The 22,326-nt window shown below is 69.6% G+C and carries 22 protein-coding genes and 1 tRNA gene; 12 read left to right on the forward strand and 11 right to left on the reverse strand.

Annotation, left to right across the window (positions count from 1 at the left end):
• Window positions 1-170: 170 nt before the first annotated feature.
• Window positions 171-776 (forward strand): hypothetical protein, encoded by a 606-nt coding sequence (locus VNG13_10545; GenBank protein ID HVA60956.1) that lies wholly within the window; start codon window positions 171-173, stop codon window positions 774-776.
• Between the two features lie 100 nt (window positions 777-876).
• Here VNG13_10545 and VNG13_10550 read toward each other — a convergent pair whose 3' ends face one another.
• The 3 genes from VNG13_10550 to VNG13_10560 are packed head-to-tail and all read right to left on the reverse strand — an operon-like array spanning window position 877 to window position 5,711.
• Complete coding sequence (locus VNG13_10550) at window positions 877-2,289, reverse strand: glycosyltransferase (protein ID HVA60957.1); 1,413 nt, start codon at window positions 2,287-2,289, stop codon at window positions 877-879.
• Window positions 2,290-2,319: 30 nt separating this feature from the next.
• Entirely contained in the window at window positions 2,320-3,450 is a 1,131-nt protein-coding gene (locus VNG13_10555; protein ID HVA60958.1) for a glycosyl hydrolase family 8, read from the reverse strand.
• The gene (locus tag VNG13_10560; GenBank protein HVA60959.1) at window positions 3,450-5,711 is read right to left on the reverse strand and encodes a glycosyltransferase; all 2,262 of its coding nucleotides are present in this window, start codon (window positions 5,709-5,711) and stop codon (window positions 3,450-3,452) included. Before VNG13_10560 ends, VNG13_10555 begins: the two co-directional genes overlap by 1 nt.
• A 123-nt stretch (window positions 5,712-5,834) precedes the next feature.
• Here VNG13_10560 and VNG13_10565 point away from each other — a divergent pair, with 123 nt between their 5' ends.
• Window positions 5,835-6,251, forward strand: a complete 417-nt coding sequence (locus tag VNG13_10565; protein HVA60960.1) for a PaaI family thioesterase — start codon at window positions 5,835-5,837, stop codon at window positions 6,249-6,251.
• A 3-nt stretch (window positions 6,252-6,254) separates the two neighbouring features.
• On the opposite strand, the gene VNG13_10570 is transcribed toward VNG13_10565, so the two are convergent.
• Together VNG13_10570 and VNG13_10575 are read right to left on the reverse strand one after the other, a co-directional pair.
• Window positions 6,255-6,803 carry a VOC family protein gene (locus tag VNG13_10570; protein HVA60961.1) on the reverse strand — a complete coding sequence of 183 codons (549 nt, stop codon included), beginning with the start codon at window positions 6,801-6,803 and terminating at the stop codon, window positions 6,255-6,257.
• A gap of 50 nt (window positions 6,804-6,853) precedes the next feature.
• A complete protein-coding gene (locus VNG13_10575; protein ID HVA60962.1) occupies window positions 6,854-7,420 on the reverse strand; it encodes a YceI family protein in 567 nt (188 codons plus the stop codon).
• Window positions 7,421-7,522: 102 nt separating this feature from the next.
• On the opposite strand from VNG13_10575, the gene VNG13_10580 reads away from it, so the two are divergent.
• Complete coding sequence (locus VNG13_10580; protein HVA60963.1) at window positions 7,523-8,008, forward strand: MarR family transcriptional regulator; 486 nt, start codon at window positions 7,523-7,525, stop codon at window positions 8,006-8,008.
• 70 nt (window positions 8,009-8,078) lie between these two features.
• Here the strand turns inward: VNG13_10580 and VNG13_10585 are convergent, their stop codons facing one another.
• The 4 genes from VNG13_10585 to VNG13_10600 all read right to left on the reverse strand — a co-directional run bounded on the left by VNG13_10585 (window position 8,079) and on the right by VNG13_10600 (window position 11,493).
• A complete protein-coding gene (locus VNG13_10585; GenBank protein ID HVA60964.1) occupies window positions 8,079-8,237 on the reverse strand; it encodes a hypothetical protein in 159 nt (52 codons plus the stop codon).
• A gap of 134 nt (window positions 8,238-8,371) precedes the next feature.
• A complete protein-coding gene (locus tag VNG13_10590) occupies window positions 8,372-8,893 on the reverse strand; it encodes a vitamin K epoxide reductase family protein (GenBank protein ID HVA60965.1) in 522 nt (173 codons plus the stop codon).
• Window positions 8,894-8,904: 11 nt separating this feature from the next.
• Entirely contained in the window at window positions 8,905-9,816 is a 912-nt protein-coding gene (locus tag VNG13_10595; protein HVA60966.1) for a DUF929 family protein, read from the reverse strand.
• 66 nt (window positions 9,817-9,882) lie between these two features.
• Window positions 9,883-11,493: a phospholipid carrier-dependent glycosyltransferase gene (locus tag VNG13_10600; GenBank protein ID HVA60967.1), complete on the reverse strand. Its 1,611-nt coding sequence runs from the start codon at window positions 11,491-11,493 to the stop codon at window positions 9,883-9,885.
• Here VNG13_10600 and rsmI point away from each other — a divergent pair.
• From rsmI to VNG13_10630, 6 genes are all read left to right on the forward strand, one after another.
• Entirely contained in the window at window positions 11,492-12,397 is a 906-nt protein-coding gene (rsmI, locus tag VNG13_10605) for a 16S rRNA (cytidine(1402)-2'-O)-methyltransferase (GenBank protein ID HVA60968.1), read from the forward strand. The genes VNG13_10600 and rsmI overlap by 2 nt on opposite strands.
• Window positions 12,398-12,407: 10 nt before the next feature.
• Complete coding sequence (metG, locus tag VNG13_10610; GenBank protein ID HVA60969.1) at window positions 12,408-13,961, forward strand: methionine--tRNA ligase; 1,554 nt, start codon at window positions 12,408-12,410, stop codon at window positions 13,959-13,961.
• The gene (locus tag VNG13_10615) at window positions 13,958-14,767 is read left to right on the forward strand and encodes a TatD family hydrolase (GenBank protein HVA60970.1); all 810 of its coding nucleotides are present in this window, start codon (window positions 13,958-13,960) and stop codon (window positions 14,765-14,767) included. Before metG ends, VNG13_10615 begins: the two co-directional genes overlap by 4 nt.
• 200 nt (window positions 14,768-14,967) lie before the next feature.
• Window positions 14,968-16,047: a ubiquitin-like domain-containing protein gene (locus VNG13_10620; protein ID HVA60971.1), complete on the forward strand. Its 1,080-nt coding sequence runs from the start codon at window positions 14,968-14,970 to the stop codon at window positions 16,045-16,047.
• Between the two features lie 15 nt (window positions 16,048-16,062).
• The gene (rsmA, locus tag VNG13_10625; protein ID HVA60972.1) at window positions 16,063-16,911 is read left to right on the forward strand and encodes a 16S rRNA (adenine(1518)-N(6)/adenine(1519)-N(6))-dimethyltransferase RsmA; all 849 of its coding nucleotides are present in this window, start codon (window positions 16,063-16,065) and stop codon (window positions 16,909-16,911) included.
• A complete protein-coding gene (locus tag VNG13_10630) occupies window positions 16,898-17,878 on the forward strand; it encodes a 4-(cytidine 5'-diphospho)-2-C-methyl-D-erythritol kinase (protein HVA60973.1) in 981 nt (326 codons plus the stop codon). Before rsmA ends, VNG13_10630 begins: the two co-directional genes overlap by 14 nt.
• Before the next feature lie 16 nt (window positions 17,879-17,894).
• Here the strand turns inward: VNG13_10630 and VNG13_10635 are convergent, their stop codons facing one another.
• Together VNG13_10635 and VNG13_10640 are read right to left on the reverse strand one after the other, a co-directional pair.
• Window positions 17,895-18,563, reverse strand: coding sequence for a TetR/AcrR family transcriptional regulator (locus tag VNG13_10635; protein HVA60974.1), 669 nt, complete (start codon window positions 18,561-18,563; stop codon window positions 17,895-17,897).
• Window positions 18,563-19,555: a fatty acid desaturase gene (locus tag VNG13_10640; GenBank protein ID HVA60975.1), complete on the reverse strand. Its 993-nt coding sequence runs from the start codon at window positions 19,553-19,555 to the stop codon at window positions 18,563-18,565. The genes VNG13_10635 and VNG13_10640 overlap by 1 nt, the downstream gene beginning before the upstream one ends.
• 143 nt (window positions 19,556-19,698) lie before the next feature.
• Here VNG13_10640 and VNG13_10645 point away from each other — a divergent pair.
• The 3 genes from VNG13_10645 to VNG13_10655 all read left to right on the forward strand — a co-directional run bounded on the left by VNG13_10645 (window position 19,699) and on the right by VNG13_10655 (window position 22,304).
• Window positions 19,699-19,770 (forward strand) — tRNA-Gln (locus tag VNG13_10645).
• A 90-nt stretch (window positions 19,771-19,860) separates the two neighbouring features.
• Window positions 19,861-21,330, forward strand: a complete 1,470-nt coding sequence (gene glmU / locus VNG13_10650; GenBank protein ID HVA60976.1) for a bifunctional UDP-N-acetylglucosamine diphosphorylase/glucosamine-1-phosphate N-acetyltransferase GlmU — start codon at window positions 19,861-19,863, stop codon at window positions 21,328-21,330.
• Window positions 21,327-22,304 (forward strand): ribose-phosphate diphosphokinase, encoded by a 978-nt coding sequence (locus tag VNG13_10655; GenBank protein ID HVA60977.1) that lies wholly within the window; start codon window positions 21,327-21,329, stop codon window positions 22,302-22,304. The genes glmU and VNG13_10655 overlap by 4 nt, the downstream gene beginning before the upstream one ends.
• Window positions 22,305-22,326: the final 22 nt, after the last annotated feature.

Consider the following 22,326-nt stretch of genomic DNA (forward strand, 5'->3'; position numbering starts at 1 on the left):
GAAAGCCTTCTGCCGGCTGCGCTCCTACCTCGACACCGCCCGCAAACAAGGCCAACCAGCTCTGGCCGTCCTACGCATGCTCCACGACAGTGGGCCCTGGATCCCCGCCATCGCCTGAGCGGGCGGCTGAGTAGTTACATCCATTCGACGTCGGGGCCGCCTCGACCCTGTTGTCCAGCCATGGTTGGAAGGTCGTCCCGGAAGGCCAGACGGTGTGTGACAACGCCGGCCGCGCGCCCAACCAGTGCGGACCCGGCATCCCCTTGGGCACCCCGCTCGCCTTCAACCAGATCTACGCCAACCAGCCGCCGGTCAACAAAAAGCAGACCGAAGCATTCGCTTCCGAGTGCAAGAAGGTTGGGATCACCGTGACGACCGAGTCGGGCACATTCAACGACATCGTCTCGAACTACAGCGATATCTCGGTCCCGGCCACAATCAACAAGTGGGCCATGCTCAACTTCGGCGGCTTCACGAACTCCCTCTACCCGACCACGGTCGCGCTGTTCAACACTGGTGGCACCTACAACCTCGGCAACTACAGCGACCCGATGGCCGACACCCTCATCCACAACTCGATCTTCGGGGGCGACCCGTCGGCGGTGAAGGCGGAGGCGTCCTATCTCGCGGAGAACCTCCCGGGGCTGTTCCTACCGTCCGCGGACAACATTGCCGCTTGGAAGAAGACGCTGTCGGGGCCACCGGAGGCGTTCTCCAACCTGACCCAATCCGGGTTCACGCCGGAGTACTGGTACTTCACCACCGCGCAGAGCTGAGGATCCCGCCCTCGGGCGCCCGTCTCCGCCGGCCAAACCTCGCAGCTGCCGCTCGCGCGCACCGCGGCGCCTACGGAGCGGCGCCGGGTGACTCAGTGACCTAGGTCAGGACCGTGTCGATGAGACGCAGATAGCGGGTCAGGTGACGGGGGGCGAGGTATTCGTCGAGAACCCGGTCGTGTCCGCTACTACCCAGCCGCTCGCCGACCTCCGGGTGGGTGAGGAGCTCGCTGATCGCCCGGCCGAGTGCCGGGAGGTCCTCGGGATCATCGATCAGGCGTCCGGAGACCCCCTCCTCGATCTGATCCTGGATACCGCCCACTCGACTGCCGATAGTTGGTCGCGACTTCCACATCGCCTCCGCGACGGTGAGCCCGAAACCCTCGGCAAGGCTCTTCTGAACGACGACGTTGGACCGTCGTTGCAGGGCGTTGACGATCGCCCCATTCTCCTCGAGGTCATCCATCGGGAGGCAGGCCAGGTGTACACGTCGGCGCTGTGATGCGGGCAGTGCCTGCCAGGCGGCCCGCAACTCGTCCAGACTCTGTTGCCCCTCTGGGTCGTCGGTTATCGATTCCGGGGCCGGTCCGGCGAGGACCAGATGGGCGTCGAGATCGGCGGTCACGTGCTCTACGAAACCGGTCATCACCCCGATGTGGTCCTTGAGCGGATCCCAGCGTGAGATCTGCGTGACGAGCCGCGCACCGGGCGGGATGCGCTCGTCCTCGATCACCTCGGCCGGATTGGACACTTTGGCGCTCGCACCGTCCTGCCGGAGGAACTCCGGCTGGGCCCGCGGCGTGTCGGCGATGATGCCGGCCGCGTCGATGATCGCGTCGACGACGGCTTTGTCGAGGTGCTGGTTCTTCGGCGAGAATGCGTCGAGACACGGCGGGATGACGGACACCCCGGCAGGGGGCAGACACTTCCAGGCGTACTGCCGCCGGGAGAACACCTGCGCCCGGGTATGTCTGACGTAGGGGAGCAGGAAATCCCAGGCCGCGCGAGTGTGCTTGTCGGCCGCGTCGGCACCGATGTGGCAGGTCCAGATCAGATTCGCACCGCGGCCGTTCAGCGCTTCGGCAAGCCCGAGGGTCTGCGGGTCGTGCAGCACCACGGCATCGCCCGGCTGGATGAGTTCGGCCATCCGTTCGGCGTCCGCCGCGAGCGCGGTCTCGTAGATCTCGTGCTCAGCGGGGCCGAGCGGGCCGCCGTCCCCCGGTTCGCCGTGGAGCAGGTGGTGGAGTCGCTTCGTTACCTCGAAGAAGTCGTCGTTACCGTCGATGACAAGCCAACGCGTGGTGATCCCAGCGCCGACGAGATAGCAGAGGATGGACTGAAGCATCTCGGCGACGCCACCCCCCGCGCTCGTCGAGTTGATGTGCCACACCGTGCGGCCTTCGAGGACCCGGCGCGAGTGCGCGAGGGTCTCGGCGAACTCACGGGCCCGCTCCGTCCCGAGGATCGGGTCGAACTTATCCGGCGGCAAGGAGGTGATCGCGACTTCGTCCACAGCACTCCGTTCCTGTTGTTTTCATGCGGATCAGCAGGTGCCCAATCGGCCGGCGAACAGCGCGGTTCCAAGTCCGAGCCAAGCATCGCCGTAGTAGGTCGGTGTCTGTCGGGCCTGGATGGCGGCGTCGGCCAGTAGCCGCGCCCAGGCCGCGGTGTCTCCGGCTGCTCGAGCCGCCGCGGCGGAGGCGATGAACGGCAGCGGATTCGTCGCGGAGTTGACGACCTGCCCGGTCAGCGACAACGCGAGCGCCCTGGCTCGCGCGGTCGGCGCGAGTATCGACCACCAGCGGGCGGTGAGCGCCCGCTCCGCGGTGGAGCAGCCGGTCGCGAGCCACACCGGGATGCGTTGCGCGTCGAGCCCGTACTGCGCCGCGGGGGAGCCGCCGGGTGCGGCCGTGGCGGTGGCCGTGGATCCGTGTAGCGCGGCCCAGTCCGGTGGGAGCCGGCGCCCGTTTGCGGTGAGTTGCGCAAGCAGCGTGACGCTGGCCGTGGCCGCTCGCGACCAACGCCCGTCCCCGGTGAACCGGGCAAGAGCCCGGAACACCGAAGGCATCCAGTAGGACGGATTGACGGTGGCGGGAGCCGACGTCGCCCAGGGACCGGCGACTAAAACCAGGTTGCCGCCGGGCAGGCCGACGGCCTCGTGGCCGAGGATGGCGCTGGCGACGCGGCGGCCGTCGGCACGCAGTGCGGTGTCGTCGAGTCCGTCGTAGCGGAGCAGCGCGAAGGCGGTCAACACATCGGCATCGGTGGCCGACTGATGGTCCAGCACGCTGCCGCTGGCGGTAGCGTGCCAGGAGATCAGCGCATCCGATCGCTGAAGGTGTCGTTGGGTCCACGCCCAGATCGTCCGCACAGTCTGCGGCCGTCCGGCGATCTCCGCGAGCAGCATCCCGTACGCCTGCCCCTCGCTCACGATGTCGTTCCCCTGGTCCGGCCTGAGCACCCGGCCGTCGGCGGTGACGAACGTGTCGAGGAAGTGCACGGCGGCAGCCTGGGCCTGGATCGCCAGCGAGTTGGACGGGGTGACGGCGACGTTGAGCGCCGGGGAGCGGGCTCCGGGCAGCACGGCACCCACGCCCGGGCCGCTGGAACCACCGGCACAGGCGGCGGCACCGAGTAGGGCGGCCATGCTCAGCACCTTCCGGATCGGGCTCATCACGGGCTCGGCGTGCCCGACGCGGTGGCGGTCGCAGCCGCGGACGGACTGGCGGACGAGCTGGCTGAGGGGCTGGCGGACGGGCCAGCGGAAGGCGGGCTGCTCGACGGTGCGGTCGAGCCGCTGGGCGTAGCCGAGCCGGTCGGGTTCACCGACCCTGGGGCGCCGGGCGACGCCGATGGGCCCGGCGAGCCGGTGGGGGAGTTGCTGGGCGCCGGCCCCGGCACCCGTGCGTAGCTCACGGCCTGACCACGGGCGGGCCGGAGCAGCTGCGGGGTGACGATCCGCGCGGCCCCCGGGGCGAGCAGCGCGACGATCGCGGCCGCGCTGCCCGCCGCGATCGCGAAGCCGCCCACGGCGAGGGTGACCTGCCGGGCCCTGCGGTCCCGGAGAAACTCGGTGCGGCGACGCTCTCTGAGCTCCGCCGGCAGGGCCGCGCGTTGGGCTGCAAGGCTGTTCAACGGCGCGGTTGCGAAGGCGAACGTGGGCCACGCGAGCAGCGCCGCCGTGAGTGGACCGCCGTAGCCTGACGATCTGGTGAGGGCCGCGACGATCCCGGCGAGGCCCAGTGCGGCGAGGATCGTCTCGCCCCGGTTTCCTTTGATCGCGTCCCAGAAGTGCGCTTCCTCGCTGGTCTTGGGGGTGCGGAGGAACTCCGCTTCCTTGGCATAGAGGGCCTGCACCGAGGCGCGGGCGACGACGAGCGAGGTGGACTGCCAGATCATGAACGCCCCGAAAGCGTCCCGCCAGGAGGCTCCAGTCCCGCGACGTAACAGCGCCACTGCCCGGACCAGCCCTAGTCCCACGAGCAGCGGGATCGCGGCGACGAGGAAACCGGAGAGTTTCCGAAACAGCAGCCCACCGCCGAGCGCGATGTTCGCCGCCCCGGCGAGCAGGAACACGAAGAACACCAGCCCGAGCAGGTCGCCGTACCACTGGACGGCCCCGGACAGGTAGGCCCAGCGTTGTCCGATGTTCAGCCGGTTCTCCTCGTCCCGCCGCCCCGGGAGCATCCAGCGCCAGTGCCGACGCAGGATCTGGATGCCACCGAAACACCAACGGAAGCGCTGACCCTTGAGCGCCTCGAAGGTCAGCGGCATCACGCCGTGCCCGAAGGAGGTGTCGACGTGGAGCCCGGACCATCCCTTGCGCAGCAGGCGCAAGGACAGCTCGGCGTCCTCGGTGATGCACCACTCGTCCCAGCGGCCGACATCGACCAGGGCCTGCCGGCGGATAAGCCCCATGGTCCCGGCGAAGATGGCTCCGTCCCGCTCGTTTCGGGACGGTTGCGAGACCTTGAAGAAGTAGAGATAGGAGTAGTAGAGGCGGCGGAAGAAAGGGGCGCCTTCCCAGTCACGGTAGTCCTGCGGGGCCTGGATAAATCCGATCTTGGGGTCTTCGAACAGTCCGGCGCACTGCCGGAGGAACGTCGGCTCCAGCTGGTAGTCCGCGTCGATCACGCCGATCAGTTCCGTCCGCGGATCGATCATGTGCTCCAGCGCGTAGTTCAGCGCCCCGGACTTGTACCCGGGCCAGTCTTCGAGGTGGACGAATTTCACGTCGTTGTCCCGGCACCACGCCTCGAGCGGGCGCCAGATCGCCTCGTCCTCGGTATTGTCGTCGATCGCGATGATCTCGTAGTTTTCGTAGTCGAGGGCCTTGAGCGACCGCAACGTCTCGATGACCATCTCGGCCGGTTCGAAGTGTGCCGGCACGTGCAGGCTGACGAACGGCGCCGCGCCGCTTGCCGCGGCCGCCTCGATCTCGGCCCCACCGATCCGTCGCCGCCACTGTTCGCGACCGAGGGCGTCGCACAACTCCCACAGGTAGGCGCACCCCAGGATTGCGGCGAACAGCTCGAGCAGCCAGAGCCCTAGGCCGCCGGTGGTGCCGGCGGCACCGAGGTGGCTGATGAAGGTCCAATCGAGCATGAATGCGAGGTAACCCACGAACAAGAAGAGCGTCATGGCCCACGCAAGGTGTGCACGCGCATTCCAGCGCCGGGTCACCGGCAACCAGACGAGGCTCATGACCAGGAGGCCGGCCAGGGCGCCCTCGATGTTGGTCGTAGTGACCCCTATCGCGCGCAGCGCGGCGCCGACCGCAATGGCGAGGATCGCCGTACCGACAAGCGCGAAGACCAGCCGGCGGGTCCAGGCCGCGGCGCCATTCGAGTTGCCGATGTCGCGGGTCGGTACGAAAAGCGCGATCGTAGCGAGTGGCGCGGCAACCAGTCCCGCCAGGAGCAGAGCGGAGAGCATGCGGGTCCTCGTGGTCGGCGGATGCTTTCCAGTTCGCTACCCCGCAGAGCCGAGCTGAACCCGGCTTGCCGTTACCGGTTGGTTAAGCTGACCGCTCCGGCGTGGGACGGAGGTGCAGTCACGGTGGTGGTTCCCGACGGGTTTGCCGGCGGACTTATAGGTCTGCTCGGCTTCGAGTTCATCGAAACCACCGCGGACCGGGTGGTCTTGCGCTTCGAGGTGCGCCCCGAGCTGCACCAGCCTTATGGGATCGTGCACGGCGGCGTGTATTGCGCGGCCGTAGAGAGCGCAGCCAGTGTCGGAGCCAGCCTCTGGTTCGGGGACCGGGGACAGACGGTCGGCGTCGCCAACCACACCAACTTCATCCGGGCAGTGCGGTCCGGGATGCTGACGGTGGAGGCCACCCCGGTGCACCGCGGCCGGACCCAGCAACTTTGGCAGGTCGACGTCACCGACGAGTCCGGCCGTGCGATTGCCCGCGGGGAAGTCCGGTTGGCCAACCTCAGCGATGCCGACCGGCTCGGCCAGAGCGGCGGCTGAGGGTCAGCCTCCGCTCGCCGAGCGGGCGGTTGCCGCCAAGTGCGAGATGCCGACCCCACCGGGCGTTTGGCCGCCGTAGCGCTGCTTCTCCCGGTCCAGATCGAGCCGGCCGATCCGCTTGCGGGCACCGAGTGCAGCATCGTCGAGCAGCTCGGCCGGGACGATCCAGGCAACCTCGAACTCGAGCCTGTCCGGGTCATGGCCGTACAGGCTCTTCGTGGTGCCGTGGTCGGAGGACCCGGTCAGAGCTCCGTGTTCGGTGAGCACGCCCGCCAACCTGCCCAGCTCGTCGAGCGTGTCCACCTCCCAGGCCAGGTGGTACAGACCCACACTGGTCCGGCCGGCCGGCGACGGCCCGGCAGCGCCGCCGATCTCGAACAATCCGAGGTCGTGGTCGTTCGTCGACCCCGGTGCCTGAAGGAACGCGGCACCGGTGAATCCGTCGGGTGTCATCCCGACCGGCCGGAAGCCCAGGGCGTCGCGATAGAACGCGACGCTGCGCGTCAGGTCACGCACGTAGAGAACGGCGTGGTTCAGGCGGGTGATCGCCATCGCGGTGCTCCTAGCTTCGGGCCGGTCGAGCTGGACGGCGTGTCGGGGACTCAGCTCTCGGGGGAGTCGAGAACCGCTTCGATCTCCAGGTGGAGCGAGACCTTGTCGCCGACGACGACGCCGCCACCGTCCATCGGCATGTCGATGGTGACCCCGAAGTCCTTGCGGTTGATCTCCCCGGTCGCCGAGAATCCGGCCCGGGTACCGCCGAACGGGTCCTTGGTGAAGCCGTTTACCTCGACGTCGAGCGTCAGCGGCCGGGTGACGCCATGCAGGCTGAGCTCACCCTCGAGCTGGAAGCCATCGCCGTTCTGCCGGACGCCGGTCGAGCGGAAGGTCATGGTCGGGAACTTCTCGGCTTCGAGAAAGTCGGCCGAACGCACGTGGTTGTCCCGCTGCTCATTTCCGGTGTCGAAAGAGTCGACGTCGACGGTGGCCGTGGCGCTGGACGCCAGCGGGTCTTCGGCGGTGACGATGGTGCCGTCGACGGTCGCGAAGCGACCGCGGACCTTGCTCACCATCATGTGCCGGATCGAGAAGGACAGGTCACTGTGGACCGGGTCGATGCTCCAGCTCCCGACGACGTAGCCCGGAAGTTGGGTGCGCGTGGCAGTCATAGCGGGTCCCCTTCTGTAGTTGAGATCTCAACATACCTGAATCTCGTTGAGAGTTCAAGTATTCCTGGTAAGATGCCCGACACCAGCCGGAAGGAGGTCCCGATGACCCGCTGGCTGAGCGAACCCGAACAGCGCACCTGGCGAGCCTTCCTGTCCGCCACCCAGTTGCTTGTCGAGGAACTCGATCGGGAACTGCAGCACGATGCTGGCATGCCGCACGGCTATTACGAAATACTGGTCCGGCTATCCGAATCCCCGAACCAGGCGTTGCGGATGAGCGATCTCGCGACCGCGGCATATTCCTCGAGGAGCCGCGTCTCCCACGCCGTGAGCCGGTTGGAGGAGGCCGGCTGGATCAGCCGCGAAGAGTGCCCAACCGACCGACGCGGCCAGGTGGCGGTGCTCACCCCCACTGGTTTCGCCGCCTTGGCGGCCGCGGCCCCGGGCCACGTGGAGGGGGTCCGGACGCATCTGTTCGACCAGCTCACCCCCGAGCAAGTCGATCAGCTGCGGGCGATCAGCGACGCGATAGTCGGTCACCTGGTTGCGAACCGGGCGTCGCACGGAGGCGCTTGCGAGCCCGTTTGAAGCCCAACGCACCTCGGCCGGACATCGTGGCGTCCGGCCGAGGCGAGGTGGAGCGGCACTACCAGCGGCACTACCAGCGGTACCAGCGCGCGCCCTCCGCGCCGCGCACAGCGAAGCCGACCAGCCAGATCGCGATGACCGCAAGTGCGAGCCACCACAACACGTGGACTGCGAACCCGCCGGCACCCAGCAGCACTGCGAGGAGCAGCACCAGCAAGATGACACCCATGGCTACCTCCTAAGTAGTCGCCGGCAGGTGTTCCCCGCTCCGGCGCGATCCTCACCTGTGGTAACGGGTTTATCCCAGTCAGGTGAGGCGCGACCTACCGACTCCAGGGCGGCAGCGGGCGACCGCGCGGCGCGCTACTCCGATGTGGCTGAAGATTCCTCGGCCGTCTGCTCGAGCGGCAGGGTCGCCGCGGTTCCCAGCAGGGTCACGGCGAAAAGCAGGACGGTGAGGACGTGCACGCTCGTGCACCACAAGCAAATCGCGTCGATCGTGAACAGCTCGGTGTAGACGAGGTAGCAGACGAACCCAACTCCGACGATGACCGAGAAGAGCCGGGTGCGGCGCACGAATGGCAGCCCGGACCGCCAGGCGGCCGGGCTCTGCAAGACGAGCATCCCGACGAAGAAGGCCAGGCCCAGCACCGCAACCGGGATGACCCCGAAGACCAGCGACTGCGGGCTGGTCGTCACCTTCTGGCAGTTGACGATGCCGCTTTCGGCACAGACCAGCTGCACGGAGGAGACGTAGTGGGTGAGGGTGAGGTAGATCGACACACCCAGTCCGGCGATCGACAGGAGCAGTGCGCTCGGCACGACCCAACCCGGGACGGCGACCTGCGGCCCCCCCTCGCCGGCCGCCGGCTGCGTCGGTGTCACCCGAGTCGGTGTCACCCGAGGTGGCGGGTGGCCGCGAGGACCCCGGGAGCCGCGCAGACGTCGGTGGGCAGGTCCTGGGTGGCCGTGCAGATCGCCGCGGTCAGCTCGTTCGCGGCACCGACGATGCCCTTGGTGACCGGGCTCGATGGGTTGGCGAGGTCGCCGGCGATCTGCGTCCAGCTGAGCTGCCCCAACGTGGTGGGTACGTAGCTAGACCCATCCACGACGTACCTGTTCGCGATGTCGACGAACGGGATTCCGCCCGCCTCGTTCACCGGGACGTACGGCGGGCCGTCATATCTCGTCAGCAGCTGGGCGAGGGCCTTCGAGGGAGTCTGCAGGGTGGCATAGGTGCCGCCCGAGAGCTGGTTGGTACGGGTCTCGGTGGGAGTGAACGCGACGTAGGGGCTGCTGTAGGTGGACTGGTAGAACGTGAACGTCGCGATGTTCCCGTCATTCACCGCGGAGCGCGTGGTGTGCAGGTTGGTGAAAGTCCCGAACCGGGAGAGCGCATTCACCATCGCCCACCGTTCCGCGGCGCAGTAGGGGCAGTATTCGGCACCGATGTAGACGACCTCCGGCTTGCCGTTGGCGGTCAGGCTGGCGCCGTTCACGATGTGCTTGGGATGGTTGGTGACCAAGCCGCCGCCGTCGCCTACCGAGGTGAGGACGCTGGCCGGGATGCCGGTCACCTGGGCGACGAGGCTCGCGGCCGCGGTGGAGACTCCGGCGCTCTTCTTGTGCTGGGCCAGGTAGTAGCCGACCAGGCCCCCGATCGCCAGGACGATCACGACGATGCCGGCGACCGAGGTCAGCATCCGGCGGCGGCGTTCCTGCCGTTGCTGCGCCGCCCGCTGGGCGGCAACCTTTGCGCGGGTGCGCTCGGAGCCGCGTTTCGGGCCCCGTGCCGTCGCTTTCGCCATGTCATCCCAATCGGCATAGATGGAACATCCACCCTAACGGCGGGTACCGGGGCCTGGTTCCAGTGGTCAGATCCAGCAGGGCGCCGTTTCGTGCTTCGGGTCCTTGTTCGCGCACTGGGAGAACCACATTCGCTGGTGCCATGACGAGTACGGGATCGACCTTCCGGCGAGGACCGGGTACAGGTACCCGAAGTTAGCCAGCACGGCCAGCAGGTAGAGACCGACCGCGTAGGCGCCCCACCGGCGTCGCCGGACGCTGGCCTCGCGCGAACCGAGGACCAACCCCGCGCACAGCGTGAGGCCGAGCACCATGAATGGCAGCATCGGCAGCGCGTAGAAGAGGAACATCGTTCGTTGATCGGCATAGGCCGGAACGAACCAAGGCAACCAGGCGAACAGGAAACACACCACGATGGCGGCGGCCCGCCAGTCGTGCCGGCTGATCCATCGCCAGATCGCGGCGATCATGGCCGGGATGGAGAGCCACCAGATCGCCGGAGTCCCGATCCCGAGAATCTCCTGGGAGCACAGGCTCGTGCCGCAGTTCTTCGGCGTGGCGTAGAAGTAGGCCACCGGCCGGGCGAGCAGCAGCCAGCCGAGCGGGTACGACCGGTACGGGTGGCCATCGCTGAGATGGTTGTGGAAGCGCCAGATCTCGTCCTGGTAGTGCCACCAGCCGCGGAACACCGCCCACGCGTGGGCGATGGTCGACTGGCCGGCGCGAACGTCGAGGTCGTGGTCGTAGGCGGTGTTCGCATTTCCGAGGAACCAGCCGGTCCACGACACCACGTAGACCAGGATCGGCAGAACGACGAACACGGCCAGCGCCGGTAACCCGTCGAGCAGCAGGGCGCCCCGCCACGGGTGGCGCAGGCCGGCGACCCGCCGGGCGGCGACGTCCCACATGTAGCCGAGACCGAGGAAGGCCGGAACGAAGAACACCCCGTTCCACTTGGTCGCGCAGGCCAGGCCGAGGCACATCCCGGCCCCGAGCCGCCACCACCGGATACCGAGCCACGGCCCTCGGCCGACCTCGCCGTCGGAGAGCCGGGCGGCAAGCCTGCTCCGCCCGTCGTCGCGATCCGCGACCAGGCAGCCGAAGGAGGCGACCACCCAGAACGTCAGGAAGATGTCGAGCATTGACACCCGGCTCTGGACGAACTCGAGGCCGTCGAGGGCCAGTAGGAGGCCGGCGACCGCACCGAGCACCGTGGAGCGGAACATGCGGCGGGCGGTCCGGGCCAGGATGAGGATCGCGAGCGAGCCCACGACCGCCGCGGAGAACCGCCAGCCGAAGCTGTCGCCAGGGTAGACGGCCGGGCTGGTTCCGGCGGTGACGAATGTGCCATGGCTGAACAGCGCCTCGCCGATCGCGATCACCCACTTGCCCATCGGGGGATGGACGATGAAACCCGGTCCGGTGTTGAGGCTGTTGAGCTCTACGCCGTGGTGGAGCAGGTTGAAGCTGTCGTGGACGTAGTAGACCTCGTCGAAGACCAGCCCCTTAGGCCCCCCCGGACTGCCGAGACTGACGAAACGGATCGCCGCTCCGAATGCCGTCACGGCCAGGGCAACCAGCCAGCCCGCGAGCCGATCGGTCGGCATCGGGGTGACCAGGCGGTCACGGACACCGCGCCCCCGGCCGGACGCCACCGGGACGGCGAGGGTCGTGGCCATGGGTCATCGTAGGTGGGCGCGACAGGATGGCCTCGTGACACCTCTCGGACAGCTGCTGATTGCCGCCACCCCGCTGGGTAACCCGTCGGACGCCTCGGCGCGGCTCGTGGAGCTGCTCCAGACGGCGGACGTCGTCGCGGCCGAAGACACCCGCCGGCTCCGCCGGCTGGCCCGTGACCTCGGTGTCGTTCACGCAGGGCGTGTCGTGTCGTACTACGACGCCACCGAGGCCGCCCGGGTGCCGGAGCTGATTGCGGCGCTGGAGGCCGGCGAAACGGTGCTGCTCGTCAGCGACGCGGGCACGCCCGGGGTTTCCGACCCGGGCTACCGGCTGGTGCGAGCTGCGGTCGACGCCGGGATCCCTGTCCGTCCGGTGCCCGGGCCATCCGCGGCCACGGCGGCTCTCGCCGTGTCCGGTCTCGCGGTCGACCGTTGGTGCTTCGAAGGTTTCCTGCCGCGCCGGCCCGGCGAGCGGCGCCGCCGCATCGCCGAGCTGGCCGGGGAGCCGCGGACCCTGGTGGTGTTCGAAGCGCCGCACCGGGTGGCCCGCACCCTCACCGATCTCGCGGCCGGGTTCGGGGACGCGCGGCCGGCGGCGGTCTGCCGGGAGCTGACGAAGACCCACGAGGAGATCCGCCGAGGTCCGCTCGGCGAGCTGGCCGCCTGGGCCGGCGCCGCAGCCCCGCGCGGGGAGATCACCCTGGTCATCGCGGGAGCCCCGGAAGCCGCCGACACCGCCACGGACCCGGAGACCCTCGCCGGCGATGTGGCCGGGATCGAGGCATCCGGCGTCACGCGTCGGGAGGCGATCACCGAAGTGGCCGCCGGTCGGCGGCTTCCCCGCCGGGTCGTGTACGCGGCGGTCGTCGCCGCTCGGGAAAAACGGATCGCCGGCCCTTCATAGGATCAGCGGCGTGAGCGAGGGCAAGGCGTTCTACGTCACGACGCCGATCTATTACGTGAACGACGCCCCGCACATCGGGCATGCCTACACGACGGTGGCCGGAGACGTGCTCACCCGCTGGCATCGCCAGCGTGGGGAACGGGTCTGGTTCCTCACCGGCACGGACGAGCATGGGGAGAAGATCCTCGAGGCGGCTCGTGCCCACGATGTCGGACCGCAGGAGTGGACCGACCGCATGGTCGAAACCGCGTGGCTGCCGATGCTGGCAGCCGTGGATATCTCCAACGACGACTTCATTCGCACCACCGAGCGGCGGCACACCAGTCGGGTGCAGGAGTTCTGGCAGCGGGTGCATGACGCGGGCGAGGTCTACCAGGGCACCTACACCGGGCCGTACTGCGTCTCCTGCGAGGAGTACAAGCTGCCGGCCGATCTGCTCCAGCCCGGCGACCGCTGTCCCATCCACGACCGCCCGGTGGAGCAGCTAGCTGAGCAGAACTACTTCTTCCGGCTCTCCGGCTACGCCGAGCGGCTGCTCGCGCACTACGCCGCGCATCCGGAGTTCGTCCAACCGGAAAGTGCCCGCAACGAGGTGCTGCGTTTCGTCGAGGGAGGCTTGCAGGATCTGTCGATCACCCGGTCCAGCTTCGACTGGGGCATCCCCGTTCCGTGGGATCCGACGCATGTGCTCTATGTCTGGATCGATGCACTGCTCAACTACGCGACCGCGGTGGGCTACGGGGTCGACGAGGAGCGGTTTGCCGCGACCTGGCCGGCGGACGTGCACCTGGTGGGCAAGGACATCTTGCGCTTCCACGCGGTCATCTGGCCGGCGATGTTGATGGCGGCGGGCCTCCCGTTGCCGCGGGTGGTGTTCGCCAACGGCTGGCTGCTCGTGGGGGGGGAGAAGATGAGCAAGACCAAGTTGACCGGCATCCCGCCGCAGCGGATCACCGAACACTTCGGTTCGGACGCCTACCGCTACTACTTCCTCCGGGAGCTCGCGTACGGCTCGGACGGCTCGTTCTCCTGGGAGTCGATGGCCGCCCGCTACCAGTCCGAGCTCGCCGACCAGCTCGGCAATCTCGCCTCCCGCCTGACCTCGATGGTCGAGCGTTATCGGGACGGGAAGCTGCCGGCACCGCAGGCTGAGCCGGTGATCGCGGATGCGCTGGGCGAGACCGCCGCGCGCGCCGACGAGCGGATCCGGGCCCTGGACTTCCAGGCCGGCATCGTCGCCGTCATGGAGCTGGTCCGACTGGTCAACGGCTACGTCTCCGAACAGGAACCCTGGCATCTGGCCAAGGACGACGACCGTGCCGCGGACCTTGACCGAGTTCTCTACGCGACGGCAGACGCGCTGCGCGCGGTCGCGACCTTGCTGGCCGCGGTAATGCCGCGCGCGTGTACGGCGCTCTGGGACGCGCTCGGTGCCGCCGCAACGCTCGGTCCGCTCGCCGACGCCCGGATCCAGGACGCGGGCCGTTACGGGCAATTGCCCGCCGGCGCGCCGGTTACCCGGCTCGCGCCGCTGTTCCCGCGGCTCGAGGACCCGCCGGAATGACACCGTCCGGCGAGCTGCCGCCCGCGCCGCAACCGTTGCCGGTCCCGGTCGACGACAGTCACTGCCATCTCGACCTGACCGACGGGTCGATCGAGTCGGCAGTCGCCGCCGCGCAGGCGGTGGGCGTCCGCCGGATCGTCACGATCGGCGTCGACGTCGAGTCCTCGGAATGGGCCGCCGACGCGGCCGCGCAGCATCGCGATGTCTTCGCAGCCGTTGCCATTCATCCCAACGACGCCCACCGGGCCGACGATTCGGCCTGGAACCGGATCGAAGCTCTGGCCGGTCAACCGGGGGTCCGCGCGGTGGGGGAGACCGGGCTCGACTACTTCCGCGACAGCGCCCCGCCGGCCGCGCAGCAGGAGTCCTTTCGCCGGCACATCGCAATCGCGAAGGCCACCGGGCGGGCTCTGGTGATCCATGACCGGGACGCCCACGAGGATGTGTTGCGCATCCTCGCCGAGGAGGGAGCGCCGGACCGGACTGTCTTCCATTGCTTTTCCGGGGACGCAGCGATGGCCCGGCGGTGCGCCGACCTGGGCTACGTCCTGTCCTTCGCCGGGACCCTGACCTTCGCGAACGCGCCGGCGTTGCGGGAAGCGGCCGCCGTCACCCCGCTGGACATGGTCCTCGTCGAGACCGACGCCCCGTTCCTCACCCCGGTCCCCTACCGGGGGCGTCCGAACGCCTCCTACCTCGTCCCGTACACGCTGCGGGCGCTCGCCGCCGCGCAGGGTCGGGACGTAGCCGAGGTCGGGGCTGCGGTCGCCGCCACAGCGATGCGGATCTTCGACTTCCCCGCCTGAGAAACGGACATCCGCCCCACTGACCCCAGCGGAACCGGCCGATTCCGACATCCGATCCCCACCGGCACTCCCCACCTCACTTGCGGTCGTCCGGGCTGCGCCGTTATGGTCTCGTGACCGCCGGATCGGGACTGTTCGGGCAATCCCAGCAATTCGCCCGCCGCTCTCCCGCGCCCGGACCGACCGAGCATCGGAGCGACGTGCGTCGTTCGCCACTCGCAATCGCCCTGTACAGCATCGTCCTCCTCGCCCTGATCGGCACGACCACCGCCTTCGTGCGGATGGACAAGACGATCACCGTCAGCATCGACGGCCAGCTGCGGCACGTGCAAACCTTCGCCGGCAGCGTCGGCGGGGCGCTCGACCGGGCCGGCATCGATGTCGGCGCCCACGACCTGGTAGCGCCCGACCTTTCCGCACCGATCCGCGACCACGGGCTCGTCGTCATCCGACGTGGTCGGCTGGTGAACCTCACCCTGGACGGGCGGAGCCGTCCGGTCTGGGTGACGGCGATGAGTGTCGACGAGGTTCTCGGTCAGCTCGACCTGCGGGCCGGCACCATGTACCTGTCGGCCAGCCGGGACCAGTCCATCCCGTTGTCCGGCTTCTCGCTCACCGTCCGGCTGCCGCAGCGGGTGAACATCCTCGTGGACAACCGGGTGGTCAGCGCCACGACGATCGCCCCTACCGTGTCGGCGCTGCTCACCCAGGTGCACATCCGGTTGGCACGGACGGACCAGCTCAGCGTGCCGGGCACGCTCTACCCGACGACCGGTCTGGTGATCCGGGTGACCCGGATCCGGTACGGACGGGAGCGGGTCGACGAGGCCATTCCGTACGCGACGATCCAACGCGACGACTCGTCGCTGTGGTCCGGCGACACCCAGGTGGCCCAATACGGCCAGCCCGGCGTTCGGGTGCTGGTCTACGCGCTCGTCTCCCGCGACCACCGGATCGTGTCCCGCCGGCTGGTCTCCAACCAGGTCGGCGCCCAGCCGCAAACGGAGATCATCGACATCGGGACCAAGCCGGCGCCGGCGTCGAGCCTGAACTGGTCGGCGCTCGCCAGCTGCGAATCCGGCGGGAACCCGGGGTCGGTGTCGGCCGATGGCCAGTACTACGGCTTGTACCAGTTCTCGCTGCCCACCTGGTACTCGGTCGGCGGCAGCGGCTACCCGAATCAGGCATCCTCGGCTGAGCAGACCTACCGGGCGGAGTTGCTGTTCGACGCCGACGGTACGTCGCCCTGGCCGGTGTGCGGGCACTACCTGTACTCGTAGGCGCACACTGCCTCGGTGACTGAGGGGCTGTTGCGGCCAGTCGAGGTCCGCCGTCTCGCGGCGGACCTCGACCTGCGGCCGAGCAAGGCGCTGGGGCAGAACTTCGTCATCGATCCGAACACGGTCCGGCGGATCGTCCGGACCTCGGGGATCGGGGCGGACGACGTCGTCGTCGAGGTCGGGCCGGGCCTTGGCTCGCTGACCCTCGGACTGCTCGACCGGGCTGCGGCGGTGATCGCCATAGAGGTCGACGACCGGCTGGCCGGCGGGCTTGCCGCCACGGTGTCCGAACGCCGCCCGGACCGGGCGGACCGGCTCACGGTCATCACCGCTGATGCGCTGAGCTTGACCGGATTGGCCGGATCCGCGCCGACCGCCCTCGTCGCCAATCTGCCCTACAACGTCGCGGTGCCGGTCCTGCTGCACCTGCTCGAGCGGCTGCCATCGCTCTGCCGAGGACTCGTGATGGTCCAGGCCGAGGTGGCGGACCGGCTAGTGGCCCCGCCGGGCTCGCGGGTCTACGGTGCCCCCTCGGCCAAGCTCGCCTGGTATGCCGACGCCCGGCGGGCCGGTGCGGTCGCCCGCACGGTCTTCTGGCCGGCGCCGCGGGTCGACTCGGGGCTGGTCGCTTTCCGACGGCACGACCCGCCCGGACCGGACCGCACGGCGGTCTTCGCCCTCGTCGACGCGGCGTTCGGGCAGCGCCGCAAGACGTTGCGCGCGGCGCTGGCCGGATGGGCCGGTTCGCCGGTGCGGGCCGAGCGGATCCTCCGCGCCGCCGGGATCGACCCCGGGCGGCGCGGGGAGTCGCTCGGCATCGAGGCGTTCGTCCGGCTCGCTGCCGTCAGCGATGACCCGCCGTAGCATCGATGACGTGTCCGACGACGTCGCCGACCAGCGCTCGGGGGCCGGCGAGTCCGCGCCGGTCACCGTCCGCGTGCCGGCGAAGGTCAATCTGCATCTCGGGGTCGGAGAACTGCGGCCGGACGGCTTCCACGAGCTGACTACGGTCTTCCAGGCGGTCTCGCTCTACGACGAGATCCTCGTGGAGCCGGCCCGCCGGCTGACCGTCGAGGTCATCGGTGACGGCGCCGAGGGAGTGCCGCGCGGTGACGAGAACCTGGCGGTGCAGGCCGCCCGGGCGGTGGCCGCGCTGGCCGGTCGGGCACCCGGCGTGCGGATCACGATCCGCAAGGGCATCCCGGTCGCGGGGGGGATGGCCGGCGGCTCGGCGGATGCGGCGGCTGCGCTGGTCGCCTGCGACGCCCTGTGGGGTGCTGGCCTCGACCGGGCAAGCCTCGCCCGGCTGGCCGCCGGCCTCGGCAGCGACGTGCCGTTCGCGCTGCGCGGCGGCAACGCGCTCGGTACCGGTCGTGGCGAACGGCTGTCTCCGGTGCTCGGGCGCGGGAACTACCACTGGGTCTTCGCGCTGGCTGACGGCGGCCTGTCGACCCCGGGCGTCTATCAGGAGCTCGACCGGCAGCGGGCGGGTGAGCGGGCGCCCGAGCCGGCCCGACCCGACGGGGTGATGGCGGCGCTGCGTGCGGGTGACCCGGTGGCCCTCGGTCGGGCGCTGGCCAACGACCTGCAACCAGCGGCGCTGGCCCTGCGCCCGCAACTGCGTCGGGTGCTCGACGCCGGGCGGGAACTGGGGGCGGTCGGGTCGATCGTCTGCGGATCGGGGCCGACGGTCGCCCTCTTGGCCCGAGGCCCCGGTGACGCGATCAACCTGGCCGCGGTGCTCGCCGGAATGGACGTGTGCCGAGCGGTGCGCCGGGCCGCCGGCCCGGTCGTTGGCGCTCGGGTGCATGCCACCGAGCCCGGCCCCTGACCACCGGGCGGCGGCGTTATCCGTCGACCGCCGTGAGGGCCGGTCGCTCTTCCAGACGGGCGAGTCCGTTCCACGCCAGGTTGACCAGGTGCGCGGCGACCACGTCGCGCTTGGGCTTGCGCGCGTCGAGCCACCACTGGCCGGTGAGCGCGACCATCCCGACGAGTGCCTGCGCATAGAGCGGAGCCAGCCGGCCGTCGTAGCCGCGCGCCTTGAACTCGCGGGCGAGGATGTGCTCGACCTGGGTGGCGATGTCGCTGATCAGGCTGGCGAAGGTGCCGCCGGAACTGGCCACCGGAGAGTCGCGCACCAGGATCCGGAAACCGTCGGTGTCGGACTCCACGTAGGAAAGCAACGCCAGCGCGGCCTGCTCGAGCAGCTCCCGTGGGTGTCCGCCGGACAGCGCGCCGGTGACCCGGTCGAGCAGTCGCTGCATCTCCCGCTCGACGACCAGCTCGTACAGCCCTTCCTTGCCGCCGAAGTGTTCGTAGACGACGGGTTTCGAGACCTGCGCGCGAGCCGCGATCTCCTCGATCGAGGTGGCGTCGAAGCCTTTCTCGGCGAACAGCGAGCGGCCGACGTCTAGCAATTGCGCGCGGCGCTCGCTGCCGGTCATCCGCACCCGGGCCACCTGCGGCGCGAGGCGCACGGGCCGGCTCGCGGCCGGGACGGCCTCCAGGCTCATCAGGTCGCCCGGCGGGCGGCCAGCCGCGCCGGGTCCGGCCATCGCACGTCGTAGGCCCACCCGAGCTGCTCGAAGCGCTTGATGACGTTGGCGCTGCTGTCGACCTGCCCGCGCAGAACGCCGTGCCGGGCGCAGGTCGGGTCGGCATGGTGCAAGTTGTGCCACGACTCGCCCATGGAGATGACGGCGAGCCACCACACGTTGCCGGCCTTGTCGCGGCTCTTGAACGGCCGTTCCCCGATCCAGTGGCAGATGGAGTTGATCGACCAGGTCGTGTGGTGCAGCAGGGCGACCCGGACTAGGCTGCCCCAGAAGAACGCGGTGAGCGCACCCTGCCAGGACAGCGACCACAGGCCACCGATCAGCGGCGGCACGAGCAGGCTGACCCCGGCCAGCTGGGGGAAGGCCCGGGACACCCGCCGGATGTCCCGGTCGGCGATCAGGTCGGGAGCGAACCGGTCCTGGTTGGTCTGCTCGACGTCGAACAGCCAGCCGATGTGGGCGTGCAGGAGCCCCTTGGTCAGCGCGGGGACACTCGTCCCGTAACGCCAAGGCGAGTGCGGGTCACCGTCGCGGTCACTGAACGCGTGGTGGCGCCGGTGGTCGGCAACCCAACGGATCACCGGTCCCTCGATCGCGAGGCTGCCGGCGATCGCCAGGCCGACCCGCAAGGCTCTCTTCGCCTTGAACGAGCCATGCGTGAAGTAGCGGTGGAATCCGACGGTCACGCCGTGCCCGCTGATGGCGTACATGACGAGCCCGATGACCAGCGCGTGCCAGTCGACCCCCCAGCCCCAGGCGAGGGGGATGGCCGCGACGACGGCGGCGAGCGGGATCGCGATGAACAGGCCGAGGATCACCTGCTCGATCCGGGCCCGGCGCATGGTCCCCGGCCGGAACTGGATCGGGGACGCCGTCGGCAACTGTTCGGCGGGTCGGGCTGCGGGTGGGGCGGCCAGGGCCGTGCCCAGACCGCCCGGGGGTGGAGTCATCGGTTTCCTCACATCGTGGGCCGGTTGGCTACGCCACCGTAACCTACGCCACCGTAGGTCCCTGATGGCGGGGGGCTCGTCGCTGAGCGCCAACGGCGGCCGGGTGACGAGGTTTGCCGGACGGTGCGAAGATCCTTCGGCGATCCCGGGTGGTCTAACGGCATGACGGGGCCCTTTGGAGGCTTCAGATCCAGGTTCGAATCCTGGCCCGGGAGCAACCGGATCGGTGCAGCGCCGCCGAGCGGCTGTCTCCCCGTTAGGCTCGGGAAACCGCCGTCCCCCGCGATGTCGCGAGGAGCCTCACAGTGACCGACCCCCGACCGGCCGCCGTGATCGTGCTCGCGGCCGGTCAGGGCACCCGGATGAAGTCGCGGACCGCGAAGGTTCTGCACCGGATGTGTGGGCGGACCCTGCTCGGCCACGTCCTCGCCGCCGTCGCCGAAACCGGGGCCGCGCGGACGCTTGTCGTGGTGGGACGCGACCGGGATGCGGTCGTGGCCCACCTCGGTGAGGTCGCCCCGCAGGCGGTGCCGGTGTCCCAGGAGCCGCAGCAGGGCACGGGTCAGGCCGCGCGGATGGCCCTGGCGGCGGTCCCGGATCTCGTCGGTCCGGTGATCGTCGTACCGGCGGACACCCCGCTGCTGACCGGAGCCAGCCTGCGCCGGCTGGCCACCCACCATGCGGAGCGGGCGGCGGCGGCGACCGTGCTCACCGCCCGGCTGCCGGACCCGACCGGTTACGGCCGCATCGTCCGCGGGCCGGGAGGCGACCTCGAGCGCATCGTCGAGGAGCGCGACGCGAACGACGCCACCCGCCGGCTGGACGAGGTTGCCACCTCGATCTACGCGTTCGACGCCGAGTCACTCCGGGCCCTGCTCGGCGAACTCGGCCGGGACAACGCGCAGGGGGAGGAATACCTCACCGACGCCGTCGGGATGCTCGTGGACGCCGGTCGGCCAGTCGAGACCGTCGACGTCGGTGACCATCGCGAGATCCTCGGCATCAACGACCAGCTCCAGCTCGCCGTCGCCCGCCGGACGATGCGTGACCGCCTGCTCGAGCGGTGGATGCTCGAAGGGGTCACGGTCACGGATCCGCAGACCACGTGGCTGGGTGTCGGCGTGTCCCTCGCCCCGGACGTGACGATCCACCAGAACACCCAGTTGCACGGCACGACCCGGATCGAGTCCGGCGCGGTGGTCGGGCCGAATTGCACGTTGACCGACACGGTGGTCGGCGCCGGCGCGACCGTGGCGAACGCGACGTGCAACGGGGCCGAGATCGGCCCGGATGCGAGCGTCGGCCCCTACACGTATCTCCGCCCGGGCACCCGGCTCGGCCGAGCCGCCAAGGCCGGCGGATTCGTCGAGGTCAAGGCTTCGACGATCGGCGAGAACTCGAAGGTCCCGCACCTGTCCTATGTCGGGGACGCGACGATCGGCGACCGGACCAACATCGGCGCGGCGACGGTCTTCGTCAACTACGACGGGCAGCGCAAGCATCGCACCGAGGTCGGTGACGACGTCCGGGTCGGGTCGGACAGCATGCTCGTGGCGCCGGTGCGGATCGGCGACGGGGCCTACACGGCCGCCGGCTCGGTCATCACCGGGGATGTGCCGCCGGGCGCGCTGGCGGTGGCCCGGGCACGGCAGCGGAATATCGAGGGATGGGTCGGGCGCGCACGGGGCGGGGCGGCTGTGGACGCGCCCGCTGTGGCGGATGATGACGGGGACGGCGACGTGGCGCCGCCAAGTGACGAGGGGGCGGACGCGTGAGCGGCTACAAGACGACCGGGGTGAAGACCCTGATGCTCTTCTCCGGGCGGGGTTACCCGGAACTGGCCGTCGAGGTCGCGACGCATCTCGGGGTGGACCCGACACCGACCCAGCTCTACGACTTCGCAAACGGCGAGATCTACGTTCGATTCGACGAGTCCGTGCGCGGCTGCGACGCCTTCGTCGTGCAAAGCCACACCGCGCCGATCAACAAGTGGCTGATGGAGCAGCTGATCATGGTCGACGCGCTCAAACGCGCCTCCGCCAAGCGCATCACCGTGGTCGCCCCGTTCTACCCCTACGCCCGGCAGGACAAGAAGCATCGCGGCCGGGAACCGATCTCGGCGCGGCTCGTGGCCGACCTGTTCAAGACCGCCGGCGCCGACCGGCTGATGGTCGTCGATCTGCACACGTCGCAATCCCAGGGCTTCTTCGACGGACCGGTCGACCACCTGTTCGCGCTGCCGCTGCTGGCCGAGTACCTCGAGAACAAGCTCGACACGTCGCGGGTCACCATCGTCGCCCCCGATGCCGGTCGGGTCCGGGTCGCCGAGCGCTGGACCGACCGGCTGGGCTGTCCGTTGGCGATCATCCACAAGCGGCGCGACCCGAACGTGCCGAACGAGGTCAAGATGTTCGAGGTGGTCGGCGAGGTCCAGAACCGGATCTGCATCGTCGTCGACGACATGATCGACACCGCTGGGACGATCACCAAATCCGCTGAGGCGCTGATCGCCAACGGCGCCGAGGACGTGGTCGCCGCCGCCACCCACGGGGTCCTGTCCGGGCCGGCCGTCGATCGGCTGAAGAACTCCCAGATCGGCGAGGTGGTCGTGACCAACACCCTCCCGATCGGCGACGAGCAGCGTTTCGACAAGCTCACCGTCCTATCGATCGCCCCCCTGATCGGGCGGGCGATCGGCGAGGTCTTCGGCGATGGCTCGGTGACCAGCCTCTTCGACGGCAACGCCTGAGCCGCCCGGTAGCGCCCTGCGT

The sequence above is a fragment of the Mycobacteriales bacterium genome (assembly GCA_035533475.1).
In the GTDB taxonomy this organism is placed as follows: domain Bacteria; phylum Actinomycetota; class Actinomycetes; order DATLTS01; family DATLTS01; genus DATLTS01.